The following is an 18,435-nucleotide window of genomic DNA, read 5'->3' on the forward strand; positions in this document are numbered from 1 at the left end:
AAAGCACCGGGTTAATGGCCCTTGCTAAGCAGAACGCTGTAATGCAGCTAGCAGCACTGCATCACGGTGGTAGATATCTGGTCTAAACTCCACCTCCCCCCGTGCATTTGGCCAAGCAGTTAGATAGTGCAGCGCGATAGGAATACGCTGAGTCAAATTCACGTTGCGGTCATTCCCGCCGCTTAACAGCTTATTAAATTGATAATGACTGCCCGTATCTTGCAGCAATAGCTGGGCAAGCTCAGCCACCCCTTCTACCCGAACGCAGCCTGAGCTGAGTGCCCGCTGGCTACGCTGAAATAGCCCTCGCGCAGGGGTATCGTGCAAATAAATCATGTCATTATTGGGAAACCGCACCACTACCTGACCGAGTGGGTTACCAGCGCCTGCCACTTGGCGCAACATCACGTTGCCTGGGCGCTGCCAATCGATCTCTTCTGCCACAAGCGGCTCGCCGGAAGGGCTAATGACGCTAATATTTTGACGCGCCAAGTAATCGATATCGGTCCTAACGCGAGGCAATACGTCCTCGCGCATAATGGTGGGCGGAATGGTCCAGGAGGGATTGATCGTCAAATGGCTAATGGTCGAATGGATGATGGGCGTTTCACGGCGCGGAGAACCCACCACCACGCGGGCATCCCAATGCTGACCATTGGGCCGCATATAGTGCATTCGGTAGCCGGCAATATCGACCCATACCCGTGGCTCGGCAGACTGCATAGGGCGAATCCACCGGGCGCGCTCTAAATTAACGCGAAGTTGATCAATTCGGGACGCCACTGAAGTATTCAGTGCTTGCCGCGTTTGCTCCCCTACCACGCCATCTTCCTGGAGTAAGTGGAGGCGCTGGAAACGCTTCACGGCAGATTCAAGCGGGGCGTCAAACGCCCGTCGATTGGACGTCGTCTGAACACCAATGCGTGGGTACGCGCTACTGTCGGCGGCTAACAAGTCCGCTTCCCCCCACAATGCCAAGCGCTGACGCAGGACGACAACATCATCAGCCTCGTCGCCTGGCCGAAGTGATGCCTCCCGCGCATCCAGATACGGCACGCTACCCAGGTTGGCCAACTGATAATGCAGTTTCAAGGCATCACGTAACTGCTGATATTCCGAGGAGGTGGGCCTAGCCAGTGCAATGGCATTATCGATGTTGCGATCTTCAACCGCATGCACAACCCGCAACAACGAATAGCTGGTTTCAGTCCGTGGTGCATCCCAGCGGGGTTCGACGTCACGTGGGTTTACCTTGCCGCGCTGCAAATGATCCAGCGCCAGCAATAGCGAGCGAGTGGCCTGGATGTCAAAAGCAGCCTGGGCTGCCTCACCGGCGGCCTGGCTACGCTGAAACTCGCTAAGCAGTGAATCCGCACGATAGTCCGCGGGCACCAAGCCATCGGTTTCCAGGCCGTTGAGCGCCGCCACCAATGCTTCAACCGCTGCGGTTGTCTGCCAAGCAGGCTGGTCATCATGCAACTGATAAAACTCAGCAATGGGAAGCGGCTGCGCTTCTAATGCGCTTATCTGTTGTGTCAACGCTTGTTGTAAGGGTGCTGAGTTCGCATAGACAGGGCTGCTACTTAAAGGGCCGTAGGTAAGCGTTAGACACAGCGCGGTACCTATCGCCCATCGTCTTAGTGGCTGCATCTCGTTCATCGCCCTCTCCTTGCGTTACTATTGTCTTCCAACTGTGGTCTTCCAACTGTGGTCTTCCACACCCGCCGACCTCGTTTTTTTCATCTTGGCGGGCGACTCTTCATCATAATTTATTATTAATGCGGGATCGTTTTATATGCCCCTTCGATTGAATCTTGCCACGTTACTCTTTTCTATGTCTTCACTATTATTTACATTACCCGTTCATGCCGCCAGTTTCTTTGCTCAAGTGGCTTCGACACCGCCTCGTGGTGTGCAGCCCTTGCACCATCAATTACAGCAGCTAGCCCCACAGGCAACGCCTGCAGCTTTGCGTTTAGCCGCCCAAGCACTTAACTGTGCAGAACCCAATGCCGAGCGACTCGCAGTGATCGATTACTCACTGCCTTCTACCGAGCCGCGGTTATGGGTGTTTGACCTACATCAGCATAAGCTGCTTTTCGAAGAGCTTGTTTCTCACGGTCAAGGCTCTGGCGATGCTAAGGCAGAGACGTTTTCCAATACCCCCAACAGCCACCAATCCAGCATTGGCCTGTTTCGTACCATGAACAGCTACTACGGCCGCAACGGTTACTCACTGCGCCTGGAGGGCCTGGAACCTAACGTGAACGACTTAGCGTTTGAGCGCGCCATTGTGATACATGGAGCCGATTACGTAAGTGACGCGTTCATTACCCAAACGGGCAGGCTGGGGCGCAGCCATGGCTGCCCGGCGGTAAGGGAAGAAGTGACTTATCCGCTGATCGATAGCCTTAAAGAGGATCAGTATGTGTTCGCGTACTATCCTGATGCCGAGTGGCTGGCGACCTCAGCATTTCTAGGCTGTACGGGTACCGTAGCCCAACTTGCCCGCCGTTAATGTTAACTAACGTTATCCAAATTTCTAGCGATTAAGCCGCGTGCTTATCTACACTTGTAATAGTCGGGAGCGTTAACAACCTCATCCTCGAACCCCGTTGATGGCTGATTTTAATCATTCGATGCCGCTAAAACAGGCGTACAGGGGAACTCTCTGCAATACTTCGTGACAAATCAACACAAATTGTTGCAATATGCCGTAGGTGTCTCTGCCATGTTCACCTTTATGCACCCCTTTCAGAAAATTCGCCGCCTGGAACAGGAAGTCGCCGACTTGCGTGCGCAGCTTGAAGCGGCGACGCCTTCTCCCAGTTGCCGCCTGCTCAATCTAATGAAACCCTCGCAATCGATCGGTATGCTGCAAGCGAGAGGGGCAGATATGCTCACGTCTCTCAATAAAGGTCTTGAAGCCTATGCCGACCAACTGGCCGGTGAGCGCGCTACTCTGACAGAAACGTTTGATCTCATCGCCGCTGCCGAGCAGGCTATTGATACCCTTGCCCAACGCTGCCATGACCCCGAGTATGCTGAAGCGCTCCCCACCTCGCCGTTAGTGTTAGCGAAAACCCTGCACGCGCTAAGCCAACTGCAAATCACCCTCGCGCGCAATGCGGGCCACGCGCAATCACTGGCCGTAAGCACTGCGCTTGAAACGGCCCATAGCCAAGGGCTACTGAGCAGTGATGATGCAGCCAAACAACAGTCGCCAGGATTAGCCGCTATTGCCGATGACGTTCATCGGCTAGCGCTTGATATGCAGCAAATCAGCCATCAACTCAGCCTGCTAATGGAGCAAGTCAATAGCCAGGTTAGAACCCACTCGCAAGCAGTGGTCAAAAAACACCAAACCGACGAGGAGACTGCCCAAAACGCACTAACAGCAAAGCATGCATTGCACCGGTTAACAGATCAAACGCAGCATATGCACAAGGTAATCCATCACAGCGCTACCGCTGCATTTTTACACTCCGCCAAGCTTGACCATGCGGTGTGGAAATGTCGGCTCTATAAGCAGCTTTTATCTGCCAACACCGATACACCTCTGGAAGATCACCACCAATGCCGCTTAGGGCGTTGGCACCAGCAGGGTGAGGGTTACCAGCGCTATGTGCGCACTGAGGCTTTCCGAGCATTAACTGCACCGCACCGCCGCATGCATGAAAGCGGAGCTGAAGCGCTAAAGTTTGCCTGCCTGGGGGATCGCAATGGTCAATTGGCAGCGTTAGGCGTCATGGAAGAAGCCAGTCAGCAGCTAGCGCATCAGCTTGATAACTTAATGGAGCACGCCATGTTCGAGGCGCCCTACTCCACCAGCCACCGTTCACCGCTAGCCGGCGCGCCGTAGGGTGTGAAAGGTAATGTTAGGCTAAGCCATTACCTATTGCCCGGTGTAATGATAACCCCGCCAAGAGCCCTGCCAGTAGCTGGTCGTTTGAGCGCCATTATTGCAGTGAACTGCTAAATCGCACTTCGTTTTCTAAAGCTGCCTATGCCATGCTGGGTAAATGGGAAGTTTCTTCCTCACCAGTCGCAACGGGATAAAGCCGATGGCACAGGTCAAAAAACTCGATCTCGCGTTACAAGGCGGTGGCGCTCACGGCGCCTATACGTGGGGGGTCATTGACCGCCTCTTGGCGGATGATCGCATTGAAATTGAGGGTATCAGCGGCACCAGCGCCGGCGCCATGAATGGCGTTGTCATGGCTGATGCGCTAACCCGAGGTGATAAAGAAACCGCGCGCCAGGCACTGCACGACTTTTGGCGAGCAGTCAGCCGCGCCGGAATGGCCAGCCCCATTCGCCGCTCACCGTTGGATATCTTGACCGGCAACTGGAGTATGGATCACTCCCCCGGTTTCATTGCCATGGATCTATTAAGCCGAGTGGCTTCGCCCTACCAACTCAATCCGCTCAACATCAATCCGCTGCGTGATATCGTGGCAAACCATATCGATTTCGAGCGGGTTCGCAAATGTGAACAGCTCAAGCTGTTCGTAGCGGCGACCAATGTACGCACCGGTAAACAGCGTGTGTTCCGTCGTGAAGAGATGAACGTTGATGCCGTCATGGCGTCTGCCTGTCTACCCTTTATGTTCCAAGCGGTCAAAATCGACGGCGAAGCGTATTGGGATGGTGGCTATATGGGCAATCCAGCGCTCTTTCCTCTGATGGAAGAGTGCAGCGCACGCGATATCCTACTGATCCAAATTAATCCGATTAGCCGTCATGAAGTGCCCACCTCGGCGACAGCCATTATGAATCGCCTTAACGAGATCACCTTTAATTCGGCACTGATTAAAGAAATTCGTATGATCGCCCTGCTTAAACACGCGCTGGATGAGCAAGGTATCGAAAACTGCTATCAGCAGGCGCTGTTTCACCGTATTAGCGGTGAGCTAGCGCTGGAGGGGCTGTCTGTCTCTAGTAAGTCCAATTCCGAGTGGCCTTTCTTATGCCATCTGTTCGAACAGGGTCAGGCGGCTGCGGAGCGCTGGCTGAGTGACCATTTTGATGCCATTGGTGAATACTCAACGCTGGATATAGACGCCGTCTATTTAAATGAGTAACGGCCTGTTCGCCTAATGACTAGACAATGAGCGCAGCGCTCAGCTCGTTTTGAAAGCACCAAGATGCGGCAACAAAAGCGTGACATGCCCAATGATGCAGCACGTGCGCCGCGATTTTTTGACTAGCCATTGGCCAATATAAAATTAAGCGTCTGATTTTTTGACATAAAAATTCAACTGGCAAAGTATCTGCATAATGCCTACCAGTGATGGTAGGCGTGGACCAGGCCCAAGTGGGTACGAGTGCGTCGAACCTGACCTTCAATGGTGAAGGCATGTTCTCGTCAATTGTTTGCGCGACGCGCTAAATGCGTTGCGTTGCGATCAACTCGTTTTATGCCCCGTGAGGCCATCCCATGGACATACGCAACAAAGCCAACCGCATTCGGCTCTTCAACTTTTCGACTCCCCAAATGCGCGCTTTCCATTTCTCATGGTTCGCGTTTCATATCTGTTTCTTCGGCTGGTTTGGCATCGCCCCCCTGATGGCGATAGTCCGCGAAGATCTCTCGCTGACGCAAACGCAAATCGGCAACACCATTATCGCCTCGGTGGCGATCACCGTTATTGTCCGCTTGGCGATTGGCGTGCTGTGCGACCGCATTGGGCCGCGTAAAACTTACACTGGTCTGCTGCTATTAGGGGCTATCCCAGTCATGGGGATTGGCTTGGCCGATAGCTTTGAAACGTTTCTATTAGCGCGCTTAGCCATTGGCGCGATTGGCGCCTCCTTTGTGATCACCCAATACCATACGTCCATGATGTTCGCCCCCAATGTGGTCGGCACAGCCAACGCGACCAGTGCGGGCTGGGGGAATTTAGGCGGCGGCACCACCCAAATACTCATGCCGCTGATTTTTTCAGGCATGCTAATGCTGGGTGTCAACGAAGCCTTTGGGTGGCGTTTAGCGATGATGGTGCCTGGTGTGGTGATGTTCTTTACCGGCATCGGTTACTGGTTCTTTACCCAAGATGCGCCCAACGGCAATTTCAGTGAGCTGCGCGCACGCGGCGAGCTGCCCGAAGCCAATGGCGAAAATGGCGCAAAGCATAGCTTCCTCGCCGCCGCCAAAGATATCCGGGTGTGGGCGCTGTTTGTGGTGTACGGCCTCTGCTTTGGGGTTGAGCTAACGATCAATAACATTGCCGCCATCTACTTTTTCGATAAGTTTGACCTTACCTTGGCCACCGCAGGTCTGATTGCCGGTCTATTTGGTTTGATGAATATTTTTGCGCGTACGTTAGGCGGCGTTTTCTCGGATCTTTTCGCTAAACAAGGTGGCCTGAAGGGACGCGTTCGCTGGCTGTTTATTGCCTTGATTTGCGAAGGGATTGCGCTGGTGGCGTTCTCGCAGATGCACGTACTCAGCCTCGCGATTGGCATCATGTTGGTATTTAGTCTGTTTGTGCAGATGGCGGAAGGGGCCACCTACGGCATTGTTCCTTTTATCAATAAAAAAGCGCTCGGGGCCGTTGCTGGCATTGTCGGTGCTGGCGGTAACGTTGGCGCAGTCGGCGCTGCCTTCTTATTTCGTAGCGAAAGCTTAAGCTATCAGCAGGGGCTGTTTTACCTCGGCCTCACCGTACTTGTGCTGGCTTCTTGCGTGTTACTGGTACGCTTTAGCGATGCAACTGAAGCCGAAGAGGCGAAAGCTTACCGTGACGCCGTTGGTGATGACGTAGGCGCAGGTGCGCTGTCGCTTCGCTAAACACGCGCTCATAAACTCAACAATGGCACTCCCAGACGCCTTTATCCTTTAGCAAGCATTATGGGAGTGTTTGAAGGTAGGCGGCGAGCCATTAAGGAAATGATTATGTCTTCAGCGCAGCAGCTGCTGTTAACCGCCATCCGTTGCGATATCGACAACCTTACTCACCTTGCCACCACGGCCGACATTGTGGGCGACATTAGTCATTTTATTCATATGCTCCAACGTGAACGGGGCGCGTCCACCATCTATTTAGCCTCTCAAGGCCAGCGCTTCAGCTCCCGCCGCAACACCTATCGGCAGCATAGCCAGCAGGCGGAAACACTCATGCGCCAACGGCTGGAAGCGCTTAGCCAAGAGGCTCGCCCCCAGGCGGCCGCTCGGCTACTGCGCCGAATTGCTGCCGTTTGGTCTGCCCTGGATGAGCTGGGCGCGCTCCGCGAGGCCATCGATACTTTCGCCATTTCACCCGATGCGGCCACTCAAGCTTTTAATCAATTGACCAGCGGCCTGCTGGCCATTGTTTTCGAGGCGGCTGATACTTCTATCGACCCCGACATCACCCGTACGCTGGTCGCCATTTTTCACTTAATGCAAGGAAAAGAGCTGGCTGGGCAGGAGCGGGCCTGTGGTGCATACGGTTTTACCCATGGCCATTTCGATGAGGCTCACCGTGATTTACTCAATCAGTTGGTGGCCGACCAGCAGCGCTGTTTCGATACCTTTGTAGAGTTTGCAACGCCAGAGGCTCGGCAAGCGTGGCGAAAAGAGCTTTCACCACGCACTCTGGACGGCATTTGTCACCTTCGCGACATTGCCTGCCAGCGACACTCGGCACCGCCAGCTTCATCAAGCAATGCAGCCGATCGGTTGGCTGAAACCTGGTATGAGCTTACCACTCTGCGTCTCGACGCCATCAAAACAGTGGAGAACGCACTGATCACTCAGTTGAGCGTGCTTTGCCAGCGTAAAATCACCCAGGCCGAAGATGCCTTGGAAAAAGCCAAAGCGGGCCCTTGCCGCTCGACACCCGCCCACTGCGAACATTTGCTCTCGCTCTCGGGCGCCCAGCCACTCGGCGACCTGACGGCCAGCGCACTCACCTCGCCATTAGGGCGCTCGCTGATTGAACTCACCCAGGCGCAGGCTAGCCGCTTACAGGGCCTGAGCGATGAGCTTGAAAATACGCGCAAAGCGCTGCGAGAGCGCAAACTCATCGAGCGCGCCAAAGGGCTGATCATGGCGCATCAGGAAATGAGCGAAGAAGAGGCCTACCGCTTTCTGCGTAAAACCTCGATGGATCAAAGCAAAAGCATGGCAGACATGGCCCAGGCTATCTTGGACCTCTCAGCAATGTTGAAACGCAAAGACTGAAACGCAAATAAGAGGGACGTCCACGCTAACGTTCCATTAGCAAAGCCAAAGCGCGCAGGCGAGGGGATGTTTGCAGGATGCCATCACCTTAGCCATGCTAAAGGCTTAACTAATGAAACAAGCAAGGAGTGCACCCATGCATGACAGCGTGCTTTTGATCACCGGCGCATCCAGCGGTATTGGCGCAGCCACCGCCCGCGCGGCGGCTCGGGAAGGCTACAAACTGATATTGGCCGCCCGCTCGAAGGAAAAACTTACTGCACTGGCTCATGAGCTGGGGCCCGAAAACGTGCTGGCCTGCGAGGTGGATGTCACCAATCTAGAGCAGCAGCAGGCGATGGTAGAGCATGCACTTGAAACCTTTGGTCGTTTGGACGCGATCTTTGCCAATGCTGGGCGCGGCGGCTCACCGGGTGGGTTTAGTGACGCAGATCACGAAGCATGGCGCGAGATGATCCTTACCAATATTTACGGTGTCGGCCTCACGATACAAGCTTGCCTGCCCGCCCTTAAGCGTCGCAAAGGGCATGTGCTATTAACCGGTTCCGCAGCGGGGCGCACGACCATCCCAGGCTCCATGTATAGCGCTACAAAATGGGCCGTCACGGGAATTGGCTACAATCTGCGTGAAGAGCTGCGTGGTACCGGCATGCGCGTCACCCTAATCGAGCCGGGCATGGTCGCCACGCCTTTCTTTAATGAGCCACCCGACTATGCATTAGAGGATCGCGATATTGCTAATGCCGTGGTATACGCGCTTTCTCAACCGGCCCATGTGGACGTTAATGAAATCCTGATTCGCCCCACACCGCCCGTTTAGAATAGGTGAACGAAACCCTAATCGCTTTCACACAGCCGAAACCAACACGGGCCTGTCGCACGGAACCAGACCTTGTAATTCATGGTCATTGACCGCATTACGTGATATTACCAAGCGCGCTAAGTAATTTTTCACTCTATGCGTGCCCACGAATTAATTTGCAGGTGACCCATGAGCCAATTCGCTAATACTGCCCTTTCAGTGCTGGATTTAGCACCGATTCGCCAGGGCGGGAGCGCCGCTGAGACTTTTCGTGACAGTGTTGCGCTGGCACAGCTAACCGAGCGACTCGGCTATACACGTTACTGGCTGGCTGAGCATCATAATATTGCCGGTATCGCCAGCGCGGCGACCGCTGTGCTGATTGGGCACGTTGCCGGGCAAACCTCTACCATTCGCGTGGGCAGTGGCGGCATTATGCTGCCAAACCACCCGCCGCTGGTGATCGCCGAGCAGTTCGGCACCCTGGAAACGCTCTACCCGGGTCGCATTGATTTGGGTTTAGGTCGTGCACCCGGCTCAGATGGTGCCACAATGCAGGCCATGCGTCGTAATGCCCATGCAGGCGTCGATGATTTTCCGCAGTTGTTGAACGAGCTGCGTAGCTACTTAGCCGATGCGGAGCCCCAGCAACGAGTAAAAGCCGTGCCTGGCCAGGGTACTCATGTGCCTATTTGGCTGCTGGGCTCTAGCGGTTATAGCGCACAGCTAGCAGCTAAACTGGGCTTGCCCTTTGCGTTTGCTGCCCAGTTTGCGCCCGGTTATTTGTTTGAAGCCCTGCGTTTGTATCGTGACAATTTCCGCCCTTCCGAGCACTTGGACAAGCCCCATGCGATGGTCGGCCTCCCCGTTATAGCAGCAGAGAGCGACGCGATGGCGCACTATTTGGCCACTACCGCACAGCAGAAATTCCTGAATCTAATTCGCGGCAAACCCACCCAGTCTCAGCCGCCGGTCGAACAATTGGATTGGTCTCCCATGGAACAGGCGCAAGTCAGCCAGTTTTTAGGCGCGGCGATCATTGGCGGCCCGGAAACTGTGAAAGCAGCGCTTGAAGAGTTCCAAGCCCGCACTGGCGCTGACGAGTTAATGATTAACAGTGATTTTTATAATCATGCAGACCGTCTGCGCAGCTACGAGATCGTGGCAGAAGTCGTTCGCTAAACGAAAAGCGAGTGTATAAGCCATGGTACGGCCAAAATCGAGGATAATGGAACAAAACGAATGACAAACATTACCTTCGCGCCAATGACAGAAAAGGATTTCAGCGTTTTTTGGCCCACCTTTCAAGCCGTCGTTGCGGCGCAGGAAACCTACGCTATAGCCCCTGATATCAGCTATGGCGCGGCCTACCAACTGTGGTGTACAACGCCCTTGGTCAGTTGGGTCGCCAAGGATGAAAGCGGCCAATTACTGGGGGCTTACTATCTCAAAGCCAATGCGGCTGGCCCCGGCGATCACATTTGCAACTGCGGTTACATGGTAACGCCAATGGCTCGCGGCAAAGGCGTTGCACGTGCCATGTGTGAGCATTCACAGAAACAAGCAAGGGAGCTAAGTTTTCAGGCGATGCAGTACAACGCGGTGGTAGCAACGAACGAGATCGCGGTGGCCTTATGGCAAAAGCTAGGGTTTCGCATCGTAGGCACGGTACCAAATGCCTACCGTCACGCACGCTTTGGTTTTGTCGACGCTCACGTCATGTATAAGGCGCTCTAGCGACTTGGACAGGTTAGCCTCATACAATTGATTGATTATTTTGGTGACATGCTGCTGTGTCAAAAACTTTTTTCTGGCCCTCTCAGTTCAGCAAACGCCGCGCATATTGAAAGCTTTTCCGGTAAAGTCATTCTCTTAACATAAATTATATTGCTTGGTTGAGAAGCATCCATTGATTGCCTTAACCACCCGAGCACGACTCAGCCCACGGTAAAGCCTCTTGTAATGTTTCCTAGCTCCTCTTTTTTCGCACGTTTCTCACTGCGCTCACGTTTTATCGTCCTGATTGCGGCACTGGTATTTGCCACGACGCTACTGCTTGGTTGGGTAGCTTCTCATGAGTCGGCAGAACAAATGGAGGCCAATATTGGCAATGCAGCTTCTGAAGCCGCTTATCAAATGATTGATAAGCTGGATCGCAGCATGGATGCCCGAATCAAAGAAGTGAAACTGTTGCTGGGTATCCAAGCGTTCACCAACGACACAGACACTGGCTTACTACGCGAACAGCTAGAGCGTTTGCAAGACAATCATAATGTGGTGTCGTGGATAGGTTTCACTGATCCAGAGGGTACTGTTCAAGCGGCTACCGGGGGAATCTTAGAAGGGGTATCGATCGCCCAACGTCCCGTCTTTATAGAAGGCCGTGAGGCGCTCTGGGTAGGCGATGTGCACGAAGCGGTCCTGCTGGCACAGCTACTGCCCAACCCCAGCGGTGAAGAGCTTCAGTTTGTCGATATCGCTACGCCTGTCTATGACCGCAACCAAACCCTGCAGGGCGTCTTGGCGGTGCATTTGAGCTGGCAGTGGGCTGAGTATGTTCAACAATCGATGCTAGCACCGTCGCCGCACCGGCAAGATAATGAAATGCTTCTGCTATCCGCCAACGGCACGGTACTATTAGGCCCAGAGACATTGATGGGCCAGACACTAACGAGCCTAGAGCATATACCAGCCCCGACAAATACATCGCCCCAGTGGGCCATTGAAACCTGGCCAAATGGCGAACGCTTTGTAACTGGTTATGCTCGGAGCAGTGGCTATGAGGACTTTCCGGGTTTAGGCTGGATAGCGATCACGCGAAACCCTATTACGACAGCTTTTGCTCCCGTCGAGCGACTGCAGTCAGCCATTATGGGCATTGGGATTTTATTGGCATTGCTATTTGCAATCATTGGCTGGGTAATGGCGTCGCGCATGGTTGCGCCACTTACTCGCTTAGCCAGCGCCGCCGATAAAATGCAGGATGGCGAACACGCCGATAGTATTCCTCTCGAAAGTGGCTCCCCCGAACTAAAACGACTCTCTACCTCGATGCGTAACATGGTTACCCGCCTGTTGGATCAACGAAGCACCATTAACCGCTTGGAAGATTTAGCCAACACGGACCCCTTAACGGGGCTGCCGAACCGGGCTTTTTTGAAGCAATACTTGCAGCTTGCGATACCCGAGGCGGAGAGAAACCACCAAAGCATGGTCGTCGTCTTCATTGACCTGGATGGTTTTAAACAGGTTAACGATGACTTAGGGCACCATGCGGGCGATTTATTGCTCATTGAGGTCACTCAACGGCTAAAAAATGCCCTGCGCAGTGGCGATGTGGTGGCCCGGATGGGGGGCGATGAATTCGTCATGGTACTTAAAACGAAAGAGGAGCACCTGGAAATGCTCACTCATGAGATTAGCAGGCGTTTGCTCGGCTCTATCGATCACCCCGTCTTGTTACCTGATAATGAGCAGGCCTACGTTGGTTGTAGCTTAGGCGCCGCTTGGTGGCCCCACCATGGGCTCAGCATCAATACGGTGCTGCAACTGGCCGATGAGGCGCTCTATTCGGCGAAAGCGAGAGGGAAACACCAACTCGTTATCCATTCAGCCTAGGCACTGGTTTTAAAGCAGCGTTGAAGCTGCTGCTCGGCAGCCTCACTGCCCATGGCGGTTAAATTGGCAATATTTTGCTCTGGGATAGCATCCGTGTCGCCATAGAACTCGATTGCCTTTTCCACACTTGCTTCACGCAGCAAATGAACCATCGCGTAGGGAGAACGGTTGGTATAATTGGAAGCATCATCAGGCTCAGTGCCTTCGAAGCAGTAATCTGGATGAAAAGTGGCGAGCTGGTAAATGCCTTCATACCCTTGATCGACCAAGATGCTTTCAGCAAGTTCGACAAAATCCAAGTAGTGATCAAAGCTTTTAAACAACGTGGGAAATACCAGCAACGTGGTTTCTGTCTCAGGGTGGTCATCTAACCACTGCACTTCCACCATCAGTTCTTCAAGCGCCACTTCCATTTTTTTTGAGCGCACCACTTCGACGCGGATTGTTTCACGCTCCAACTCCCGCTGTGCAAAGGGGCAAATATTCTCCGCCACGATGAAGGTACGCACCCAGGTTAGGGTTTGCGCCATTATCTGTTTATCTGTGTGCATGGCACCCTGCCCTCTAGATCAGTAAATCAGTCACGTTGGTTCTAGCATGCGTACAGCAGTTTACACACTGGCTACGTGCTATGTCGTGGCTAACTGACGGCTAGACCGCAATATGGCTCGCTAAGCATGTTCTTGATAACGTTTTAGCGCCACTTCGTAAGATTTATGGATATGGTCATCCATTAACTCCCGCGCAGCTTTGGCATCACGCTGTAGCGCCAACTCCACGAGTTGATGATGCTGTTCGTCTAGCTCTTGACGAATGGTCGGCATTTTCGGCCCCAGGCGGCGGTAACGATCAAACTGATCATGCAGTTGCTCAATAAAACGCAGTAACCATACAGAGCCACAGGGAGCGACTAACGTACGATGAAACTGGGTATGCAAATGCTCCCACTCTTCGCCCTTATCCAAGGTGATGTCGGCACGCTTCAGACGGTGTGCGGCCGCCAACAAATCAGCCTCCCAGAGCGAATCCCCGTTGGCAATTGCCCGCTCTAATGCCATTCCCTCCATTTCTAAGCGCATGTGGGCAATATCGTCCAGTTCTTCACGCGACAGCTTCGGCACACGAAAACCACGTTGATTTTCCTGGATCAATAATCCATAAGCTGCCAATTTGTTAAGCGCTTCGCGTAACGGGCTCAAACCAACCTGGTAACGTTCTTTAAGCGCATTGATGGCAAGTTTTTCGCCAGCAACAAAGCGTCCTCCCACCAAATCTTTACGCAAATGGTCGAAAACTCGACTTGAAGCAGTCCCGACGGGGCCCACTGGCATTGCTGATTTAGGTAAAGAATTATTCATGACAATGTCCTTTATTCATCTCAGTTCCCGCTGTCCCTTCCCTTTTTGACGGTTGACGTCGGAACGGGCACTACCTATATTCTATTTTAGACAAGATAATCGATTTTTTGACCTACAAACGATAAATAAGGCTCTGGCATGCATTTAATTACCTCATTCGCCTTGCGGGATACGCGCCCATGAAAAGACGGGGTGCCGCTTGGCAATTGTTTTGGGCTTTTTTTCGCGTCGGTATCTTTGGGTTCGGCGGTGGTCCCGCCATGATCCCGTTAGTGCGCGCAGAAGTGGTTACCCGCCATCACTGGCTAACGGATGAAGAATTTGCCGACGTATTAGCCATTGGCAATACGTTGCCCGGGCCGATTGCCACCAAAATGCCAGGCTATATTGGCTACCGCGTGGCCGGAGTGGCCGGCTGCATCGCCGCCGTCGTTGCCATTATCCTGCCCATGATTGTAGCGATGATAGTTATGTTAGGCATTTTTAGCCGTTACCGCGATGTCGCCTGGATTCGTGGCATGGGGCAAGCGGTCGTCCCGGTGGTGATGGTGATGATGGCACAGCTAACCTGGGACTTTTTCGATAAATCCAAGGCCGCGCTTGGCTGGTGGGTCAGTATTGCCATGGCCGTTGTCGCCGCTGGTCTCATTTACTGGCTTGGCATCCACCCAGGTTGGGTAATTGGTGCCATTCTCGTTGCCGCCCTGCTACGCCCTTCCGGCACGAAACCGACAGGTGCTAAGAAAGCGGAGGGTAACGCGTGATTTATTGGGAGCTATTCTTAGCGTTTTTCATTCCGAACATTATCGGTTATGGCGGTGGACCCGCCATTATTCCGCTGATTGAAGCCGAAGTCGTCGGTCGATATGACTGGATGACCGCACAGACATTTGCAGAAACGCTTGCGTTAGGCAACGCCCTGCCAAGCCCCATCGCGACCAAAATGGCAGGGTATGTGGGTTATGAAGTCGCTGGCATTGGCGGTGCCATTATCGCTGTGGTTGCCACGGTCATCCCTACGTTGTTGTTGATGCTTGGCGCGCTGGGGCTGCTTTACCGTCATCGCGATTCCCCACGGGTTAAGCGCATGAGCCAATGGGTTCGCCCGGTCATTGCCATGATGATGGCGTGGTTAACCTTAGGCTTTCTGCTTGAAAGCCTTAACAGCAGCGGCGCACTCCATACGCTGATTATTGGCGTAGTCGCGGCGATCGCCCTGATTCGTTTCAACACGCACCCTGCGTTTGTGGTCATGGGCGCTCTGGTTTATGGAGGGCTCTTTCTCGGCTGACAATCACTGCCGCACAGTCTTATAAAACAGGATTGTGCTGTGACAACAAGAACCCGATAACGGGACCACGCGCTCACCACGTCGCTGCTTTACGGGCGGCATCCCATAACACCAAACTCAATCTATAAAGGTGTAAAAGAATGACGCGTTCAACATTGACTCTAAGCACTACGCTAAAAACGACCATCGCTGCCATCGGATTTGCGTCTGGTTTGGCAATGACAACGACCGCGCAAGCAGATTATCCCGAACAGGATATCCGCTTGATTATTCCTTACGGCCCAGGCGGCGCAACGGACATACTGTTCCGGCTGATTTCCCAAGAGGCTGAAAAAACGCTGGGCGAATCCATTGTCCCCGTTAATATGGCGGGTGCGGGCGCCACCTTGGGTTCGCGCAATGTGAAGGATGCCGACCCGGACGGCTATACACTGCTTGGCAGCCACGACACCATTGCGCTGTCAAAGCTAGCGGGCACCGTCGACTACTCCTTTGACGCCTTCGAACCCATAGCGCTTCTTACCCAAACCATCAACATTCCCACCGCACATGCCAATCATCCCGTGCAGAGCGCTGACGAAATCGCTGACTACGTGAGTGAAAACCCAGGCCAAGTGCGTTTCAGCATGATCCCAAGCTCCACGGATCACTTTTTCTGGGCACAGTTCTTCCAGGAAACGGGCATTGATATGGCCGATGTGCGCCTAGTCGGCTACCCCGACACTGGCCAGCAGGTATCTGCTCTGATGGCGGAAGAAGTCGATTTCGCTATGTTCAATCTGCCTTCTGGCGGTGCTTTCTTTGAAGACGGCACCTTCCGCGCTCTCGGCATTGCTCATCCGGAACGTCTCGACAGCATGCCGGATGTTCCTACCCTCCGCGAGCAAGGTATTGAGATGGACCACTCCACTAGCCGTGGCATTTTCGCTCCCAAAGGCACACCCCAAGAAGTCCTCGATACTATCGCTGACGCTTACGAACAGGCCCTAGAAAACGAAGAAGTGCAGAGCCGGATCGAAAACGAATTTGGCTCGGTAGTGAGATTTCTAGCGGGCGAGGATTATCAAGCGTTCCTGGATGAAAACGAAGCGGCGCTAAGTGCAGCTGCCGAAAACATCGATTTCCAGAACTGAGGACGCATCCCCTAGCCCTCGTATGCACGCGGGCTAGGGTTGCCGGAGACATCGCTAATGCTAACGCTAACGAAAGACCGCGCTTTGGCGCTGGCGCTGCTTTTAATTGTGGCTGTCATGTGGGTGGAATCAGGCAGTATAGCCCCGCCTACTAGTTGGCAACCTTACGGGTCAGCGCTGTTCCCACGCATTTTACTGGTGGTGATTGGCATTTTTTCATTGCTGATTTTGGTGCGCTCGCTGCTGGTAAAAGTGCCGGAGCGAGCAGGCGCAAAACAGCTCATTGGAGAGTGGTTTCAAAGCCGACGCACCATTCTTGCGCTGTTTTTACTCTTTGGGCTATATGCAGCACTACTGCCGGTGGTGGGCTACATCGCCGCGACCATCGGCTTTCTTGTCACCTCATTCGCGCTGCTGATGGGAATTAATTCGCCACGCAAATGGCTGATCAACTTAACGCTGAGCTGCTCGTTGGCGATCATCATCTTTGTGGTTTTCCGCTATGGCCTGAATGTTTGGCTGCCTTAACCTGGAGTAAATAATGACGAACTTTTTTCTCCAAGCGCTCGCTGAGGTCGGCACGCCATCGGTATTGGGCTTGATCGTTATTGGCGTGTTATTTGGGATTATTGGCGGCAGTATTCCTGGCTTTACCGTCACCATGGCCATCCTGGTGGTCTTCCCTTTCACCTTCGCAATGGACCCGGTGAGTGGCGTCTCGTTGATGGTCGGTGTTTTCGTGGGGGGGTACTCAGGCGGCATCGTATCGGGCGTTATGTTAGGGATACCCGGCACACCCTCTTCAATCACCACCGTTTATGACGGCTACCCAATGGCACAGAAAGGTGAGCCTGGTCGCGCACTGGGCATAGGCGTTGCCTCATCGTTTCTGGGCACCATTATCAGCGTCGCGGTACTGGTTTTTTTCGGCCCTCTGATCGCCAGTTTCAGCATGAACTTCCGCCCCTGGGAGATCACCGCGCTGATTGTTTTTGCTTTAACACTGGTGGCAGGGCTTTCCAGTGGCGCACTGCTTAAAGGCTTAATGGCTGCGGCGCTCGGACTTTTAATTACGACCGTGGGTTATGACCGCAACAGCAATCTACGCTTTGATTTTGGCTTGCCTGCCATGGGCTCTGGGTTTGAAATTCTTCCCGTGATGATCGGTATATTTGCTTTCTCTCAACTGCTTGGGAATATTGAAAAGCTCAAAGATGAGAAAAGCGAAGCTAAAAAAATCGATACCAATGTGACGATTCCCTACGGCCAAATCATCAAAGATATGGCAGGGCAAAAGCTTAACACGCTGCGCTCTTCATTAATTGGCAGCTTAGTGGGCGCACTGCCCGGAACGGGCGGCACCGTGGCAAATTTCTTGAGTTATGATCAAGCGAAGAAATTCTCTCGGCGCCCAGAAGAGTTTGGTACTGGCACCCCTAGCGGCATCGTGGCTTCTGAAGCCTCTAATAGCGCAGTGGCGGGTGGCGCGTTCGTGCCCACGCTTGCCCTCGGGATACCGGGCGATTTGCCCATGGCGATCATGATGGGCGTGCTGATTCTGCACGGTATAACGCCGGGGCCGATGATGTTTGAGCAAAATCCGGTGCTCGTAGGTGCCATTTACGCCAGCCTGCTGATCGGCGCGGTAGTCATGGTGCTTTGCAACCTGCTGCTGGTGCGCTGGTTCGCCAAGATATCACTGATTCCTCAACAGATACTCGTGCCCGTCGTACTCATGCTGTGTGCCATTGGCGCTTATGCCCTGAATAACAACCTATTCGATATTTGGGTGCTCTTCATCTTCGGGATTATCGGCTATCTACTTTGGAAAGCTGAAGTACCGCTAACGCCGCTGATACTCGGCGTAGTGCTTGGCGACAACCTTGAGCGCCAGCTATTCCGCGCCCTTGAGCTTAATGAAAGCTGGCTGACGTTTTTAACTCGGCCACTCTCTGCGCTTTTTCTGGCACTCGCCGTCGCTTCGATACTGTTTTCGCTCTATCAGGATCGCAAGATCCAGCGTTTAAGAACTCCTGCTCAGCGAGAAAATGTATAGTTCATCAATA

At 53.5% G+C, this 18,435-nt stretch carries 17 protein-coding genes; 14 read left to right on the forward strand and 3 right to left on the reverse strand.

What is annotated here, in order from left to right:
* Positions 1-24: 24 nt before the first annotated feature.
* Entirely contained in the window at positions 25-1,659 is a 1,635-nt protein-coding gene (locus ACUN8H_RS02760) for a L,D-transpeptidase family protein (protein ID WP_445530636.1), read from the reverse strand.
* Positions 1,660-1,795: 136 nt separating this feature from the next.
* On the opposite strand from ACUN8H_RS02760, the gene ACUN8H_RS02765 reads away from it, so the two are divergent.
* From ACUN8H_RS02765 to ACUN8H_RS02805, 9 genes are all read left to right on the forward strand, one after another.
* Complete coding sequence (locus ACUN8H_RS02765) at positions 1,796-2,518, forward strand: murein L,D-transpeptidase catalytic domain family protein (RefSeq protein ID WP_445530637.1); 723 nt, start codon at positions 1,796-1,798, stop codon at positions 2,516-2,518.
* A 213-nt stretch (positions 2,519-2,731) separates the two neighbouring features.
* The gene (locus ACUN8H_RS02770) at positions 2,732-3,862 is read left to right on the forward strand and encodes a CZB domain-containing protein (RefSeq protein WP_445530638.1); all 1,131 of its coding nucleotides are present in this window, start codon (positions 2,732-2,734) and stop codon (positions 3,860-3,862) included.
* Positions 3,863-4,064: 202 nt separating this feature from the next.
* Positions 4,065-5,084, forward strand: coding sequence for a patatin-like phospholipase family protein (locus ACUN8H_RS02775; protein WP_445530639.1), 1,020 nt, complete (start codon positions 4,065-4,067; stop codon positions 5,082-5,084).
* A 356-nt stretch (positions 5,085-5,440) separates the two neighbouring features.
* Positions 5,441-6,793, forward strand: a complete 1,353-nt coding sequence (locus ACUN8H_RS02780) for a NarK family nitrate/nitrite MFS transporter (protein WP_445530640.1) — start codon at positions 5,441-5,443, stop codon at positions 6,791-6,793.
* 105 nt (positions 6,794-6,898) lie between these two features.
* On the forward strand, positions 6,899-8,167 hold the full coding sequence (locus ACUN8H_RS02785) for a nitrate- and nitrite sensing domain-containing protein (protein WP_445530641.1): 1,269 nt from the start codon (positions 6,899-6,901) through the stop codon (positions 8,165-8,167).
* Between the two features lie 136 nt (positions 8,168-8,303).
* Entirely contained in the window at positions 8,304-8,987 is a 684-nt protein-coding gene (locus tag ACUN8H_RS02790; protein WP_445530642.1) for an SDR family oxidoreductase, read from the forward strand.
* 171 nt (positions 8,988-9,158) lie between these two features.
* Complete coding sequence (locus tag ACUN8H_RS02795; protein WP_445530643.1) at positions 9,159-10,151, forward strand: LLM class flavin-dependent oxidoreductase; 993 nt, start codon at positions 9,159-9,161, stop codon at positions 10,149-10,151.
* A gap of 60 nt (positions 10,152-10,211) precedes the next feature.
* Positions 10,212-10,706 (forward strand): GNAT family N-acetyltransferase, encoded by a 495-nt coding sequence (locus tag ACUN8H_RS02800; protein WP_445530644.1) that lies wholly within the window; start codon positions 10,212-10,214, stop codon positions 10,704-10,706.
* Positions 10,707-10,931: 225 nt separating this feature from the next.
* Positions 10,932-12,587, forward strand: a complete 1,656-nt coding sequence (locus tag ACUN8H_RS02805; RefSeq protein ID WP_445530645.1) for a diguanylate cyclase domain-containing protein — start codon at positions 10,932-10,934, stop codon at positions 12,585-12,587.
* Here the strand turns inward: ACUN8H_RS02805 and ACUN8H_RS02810 are convergent.
* Entirely contained in the window at positions 12,584-13,138 is a 555-nt protein-coding gene (locus tag ACUN8H_RS02810) for a DUF1415 domain-containing protein (RefSeq protein ID WP_445530646.1), read from the reverse strand. The genes ACUN8H_RS02805 and ACUN8H_RS02810 overlap by 4 nt on opposite strands.
* Positions 13,139-13,258: 120 nt before the next feature.
* Complete coding sequence (locus ACUN8H_RS02815) at positions 13,259-13,945, reverse strand: GntR family transcriptional regulator (protein WP_290696261.1); 687 nt, start codon at positions 13,943-13,945, stop codon at positions 13,259-13,261.
* Between the two features lie 179 nt (positions 13,946-14,124).
* On the opposite strand from ACUN8H_RS02815, the gene ACUN8H_RS02820 reads away from it, so the two are divergent.
* From ACUN8H_RS02820 to ACUN8H_RS02840, 5 genes are all read left to right on the forward strand, one after another.
* The gene (locus tag ACUN8H_RS02820; RefSeq protein ID WP_445530647.1) at positions 14,125-14,709 is read left to right on the forward strand and encodes a chromate transporter; all 585 of its coding nucleotides are present in this window, start codon (positions 14,125-14,127) and stop codon (positions 14,707-14,709) included.
* A complete protein-coding gene (locus ACUN8H_RS02825; protein WP_445530648.1) occupies positions 14,706-15,236 on the forward strand; it encodes a chromate transporter in 531 nt (176 codons plus the stop codon). Before ACUN8H_RS02820 ends, ACUN8H_RS02825 begins: the two co-directional genes overlap by 4 nt.
* 140 nt (positions 15,237-15,376) lie before the next feature.
* Positions 15,377-16,369 carry a Bug family tripartite tricarboxylate transporter substrate binding protein gene (locus tag ACUN8H_RS02830; RefSeq protein WP_445530649.1) on the forward strand — a complete coding sequence of 331 codons (993 nt, stop codon included), beginning with the start codon at positions 15,377-15,379 and terminating at the stop codon, positions 16,367-16,369.
* A gap of 57 nt (positions 16,370-16,426) precedes the next feature.
* Positions 16,427-16,897 (forward strand): tripartite tricarboxylate transporter TctB family protein, encoded by a 471-nt coding sequence (locus ACUN8H_RS02835; protein ID WP_445530650.1) that lies wholly within the window; start codon positions 16,427-16,429, stop codon positions 16,895-16,897.
* A gap of 13 nt (positions 16,898-16,910) precedes the next feature.
* Entirely contained in the window at positions 16,911-18,425 is a 1,515-nt protein-coding gene (locus ACUN8H_RS02840; protein ID WP_445530651.1) for a tripartite tricarboxylate transporter permease, read from the forward strand.
* Positions 18,426-18,435 lie beyond the last annotated feature (10 nt).

The sequence above is a fragment of the Vreelandella sp. V005 genome, from assembly GCF_052645115.1.

What these genes read in the sequence shown, in the direction of transcription:
- ACUN8H_RS02770 (WP_445530638.1), top strand. Translation starts at nt 2,732, where the DNA reads ATGTTCACCTTTATGCACCCCTTTCAGAAAATTCGCCGCCTGGAACAG.
- ACUN8H_RS02835 (WP_445530650.1), top strand. Translation starts at nt 16,427, where the DNA reads ATGCTAACGCTAACGAAAGACCGCGCTTTGGCGCTGGCGCTGCTTTTA.
- ACUN8H_RS02790 (WP_445530642.1), top strand. Translation starts at nt 8,304, where the DNA reads ATGCATGACAGCGTGCTTTTGATCACCGGCGCATCCAGCGGTATTGGC.
- ACUN8H_RS02760 (WP_445530636.1), bottom strand. Translation starts at nt 1,659, where the DNA reads ATGAACGAGATGCAGCCACTAAGACGATGGGCGATAGGTACCGCGCTG.
- ACUN8H_RS02780 (WP_445530640.1), top strand. Translation starts at nt 5,441, where the DNA reads ATGGACATACGCAACAAAGCCAACCGCATTCGGCTCTTCAACTTTTCG.
- ACUN8H_RS02815 (WP_290696261.1), bottom strand. Translation starts at nt 13,945, where the DNA reads ATGAATAATTCTTTACCTAAATCAGCAATGCCAGTGGGCCCCGTCGGG.
- ACUN8H_RS02820 (WP_445530647.1), top strand. Translation starts at nt 14,125, where the DNA reads ATGAAAAGACGGGGTGCCGCTTGGCAATTGTTTTGGGCTTTTTTTCGC.
- ACUN8H_RS02840 (WP_445530651.1), top strand. Translation starts at nt 16,911, where the DNA reads ATGACGAACTTTTTTCTCCAAGCGCTCGCTGAGGTCGGCACGCCATCG.
- ACUN8H_RS02830 (WP_445530649.1), top strand. Translation starts at nt 15,377, where the DNA reads ATGACGCGTTCAACATTGACTCTAAGCACTACGCTAAAAACGACCATC.
- ACUN8H_RS02765 (WP_445530637.1), top strand. Translation starts at nt 1,796, where the DNA reads ATGCCCCTTCGATTGAATCTTGCCACGTTACTCTTTTCTATGTCTTCA.
- ACUN8H_RS02810 (WP_445530646.1), bottom strand. Translation starts at nt 13,138, where the DNA reads ATGCACACAGATAAACAGATAATGGCGCAAACCCTAACCTGGGTGCGT.
- ACUN8H_RS02800 (WP_445530644.1), top strand. Translation starts at nt 10,212, where the DNA reads ATGACAAACATTACCTTCGCGCCAATGACAGAAAAGGATTTCAGCGTT.
- ACUN8H_RS02795 (WP_445530643.1), top strand. Translation starts at nt 9,159, where the DNA reads ATGAGCCAATTCGCTAATACTGCCCTTTCAGTGCTGGATTTAGCACCG.
- ACUN8H_RS02805 (WP_445530645.1), top strand. Translation starts at nt 10,932, where the DNA reads ATGTTTCCTAGCTCCTCTTTTTTCGCACGTTTCTCACTGCGCTCACGT.
- ACUN8H_RS02785 (WP_445530641.1), top strand. Translation starts at nt 6,899, where the DNA reads ATGTCTTCAGCGCAGCAGCTGCTGTTAACCGCCATCCGTTGCGATATC.
- ACUN8H_RS02775 (WP_445530639.1), top strand. Translation starts at nt 4,065, where the DNA reads ATGGCACAGGTCAAAAAACTCGATCTCGCGTTACAAGGCGGTGGCGCT.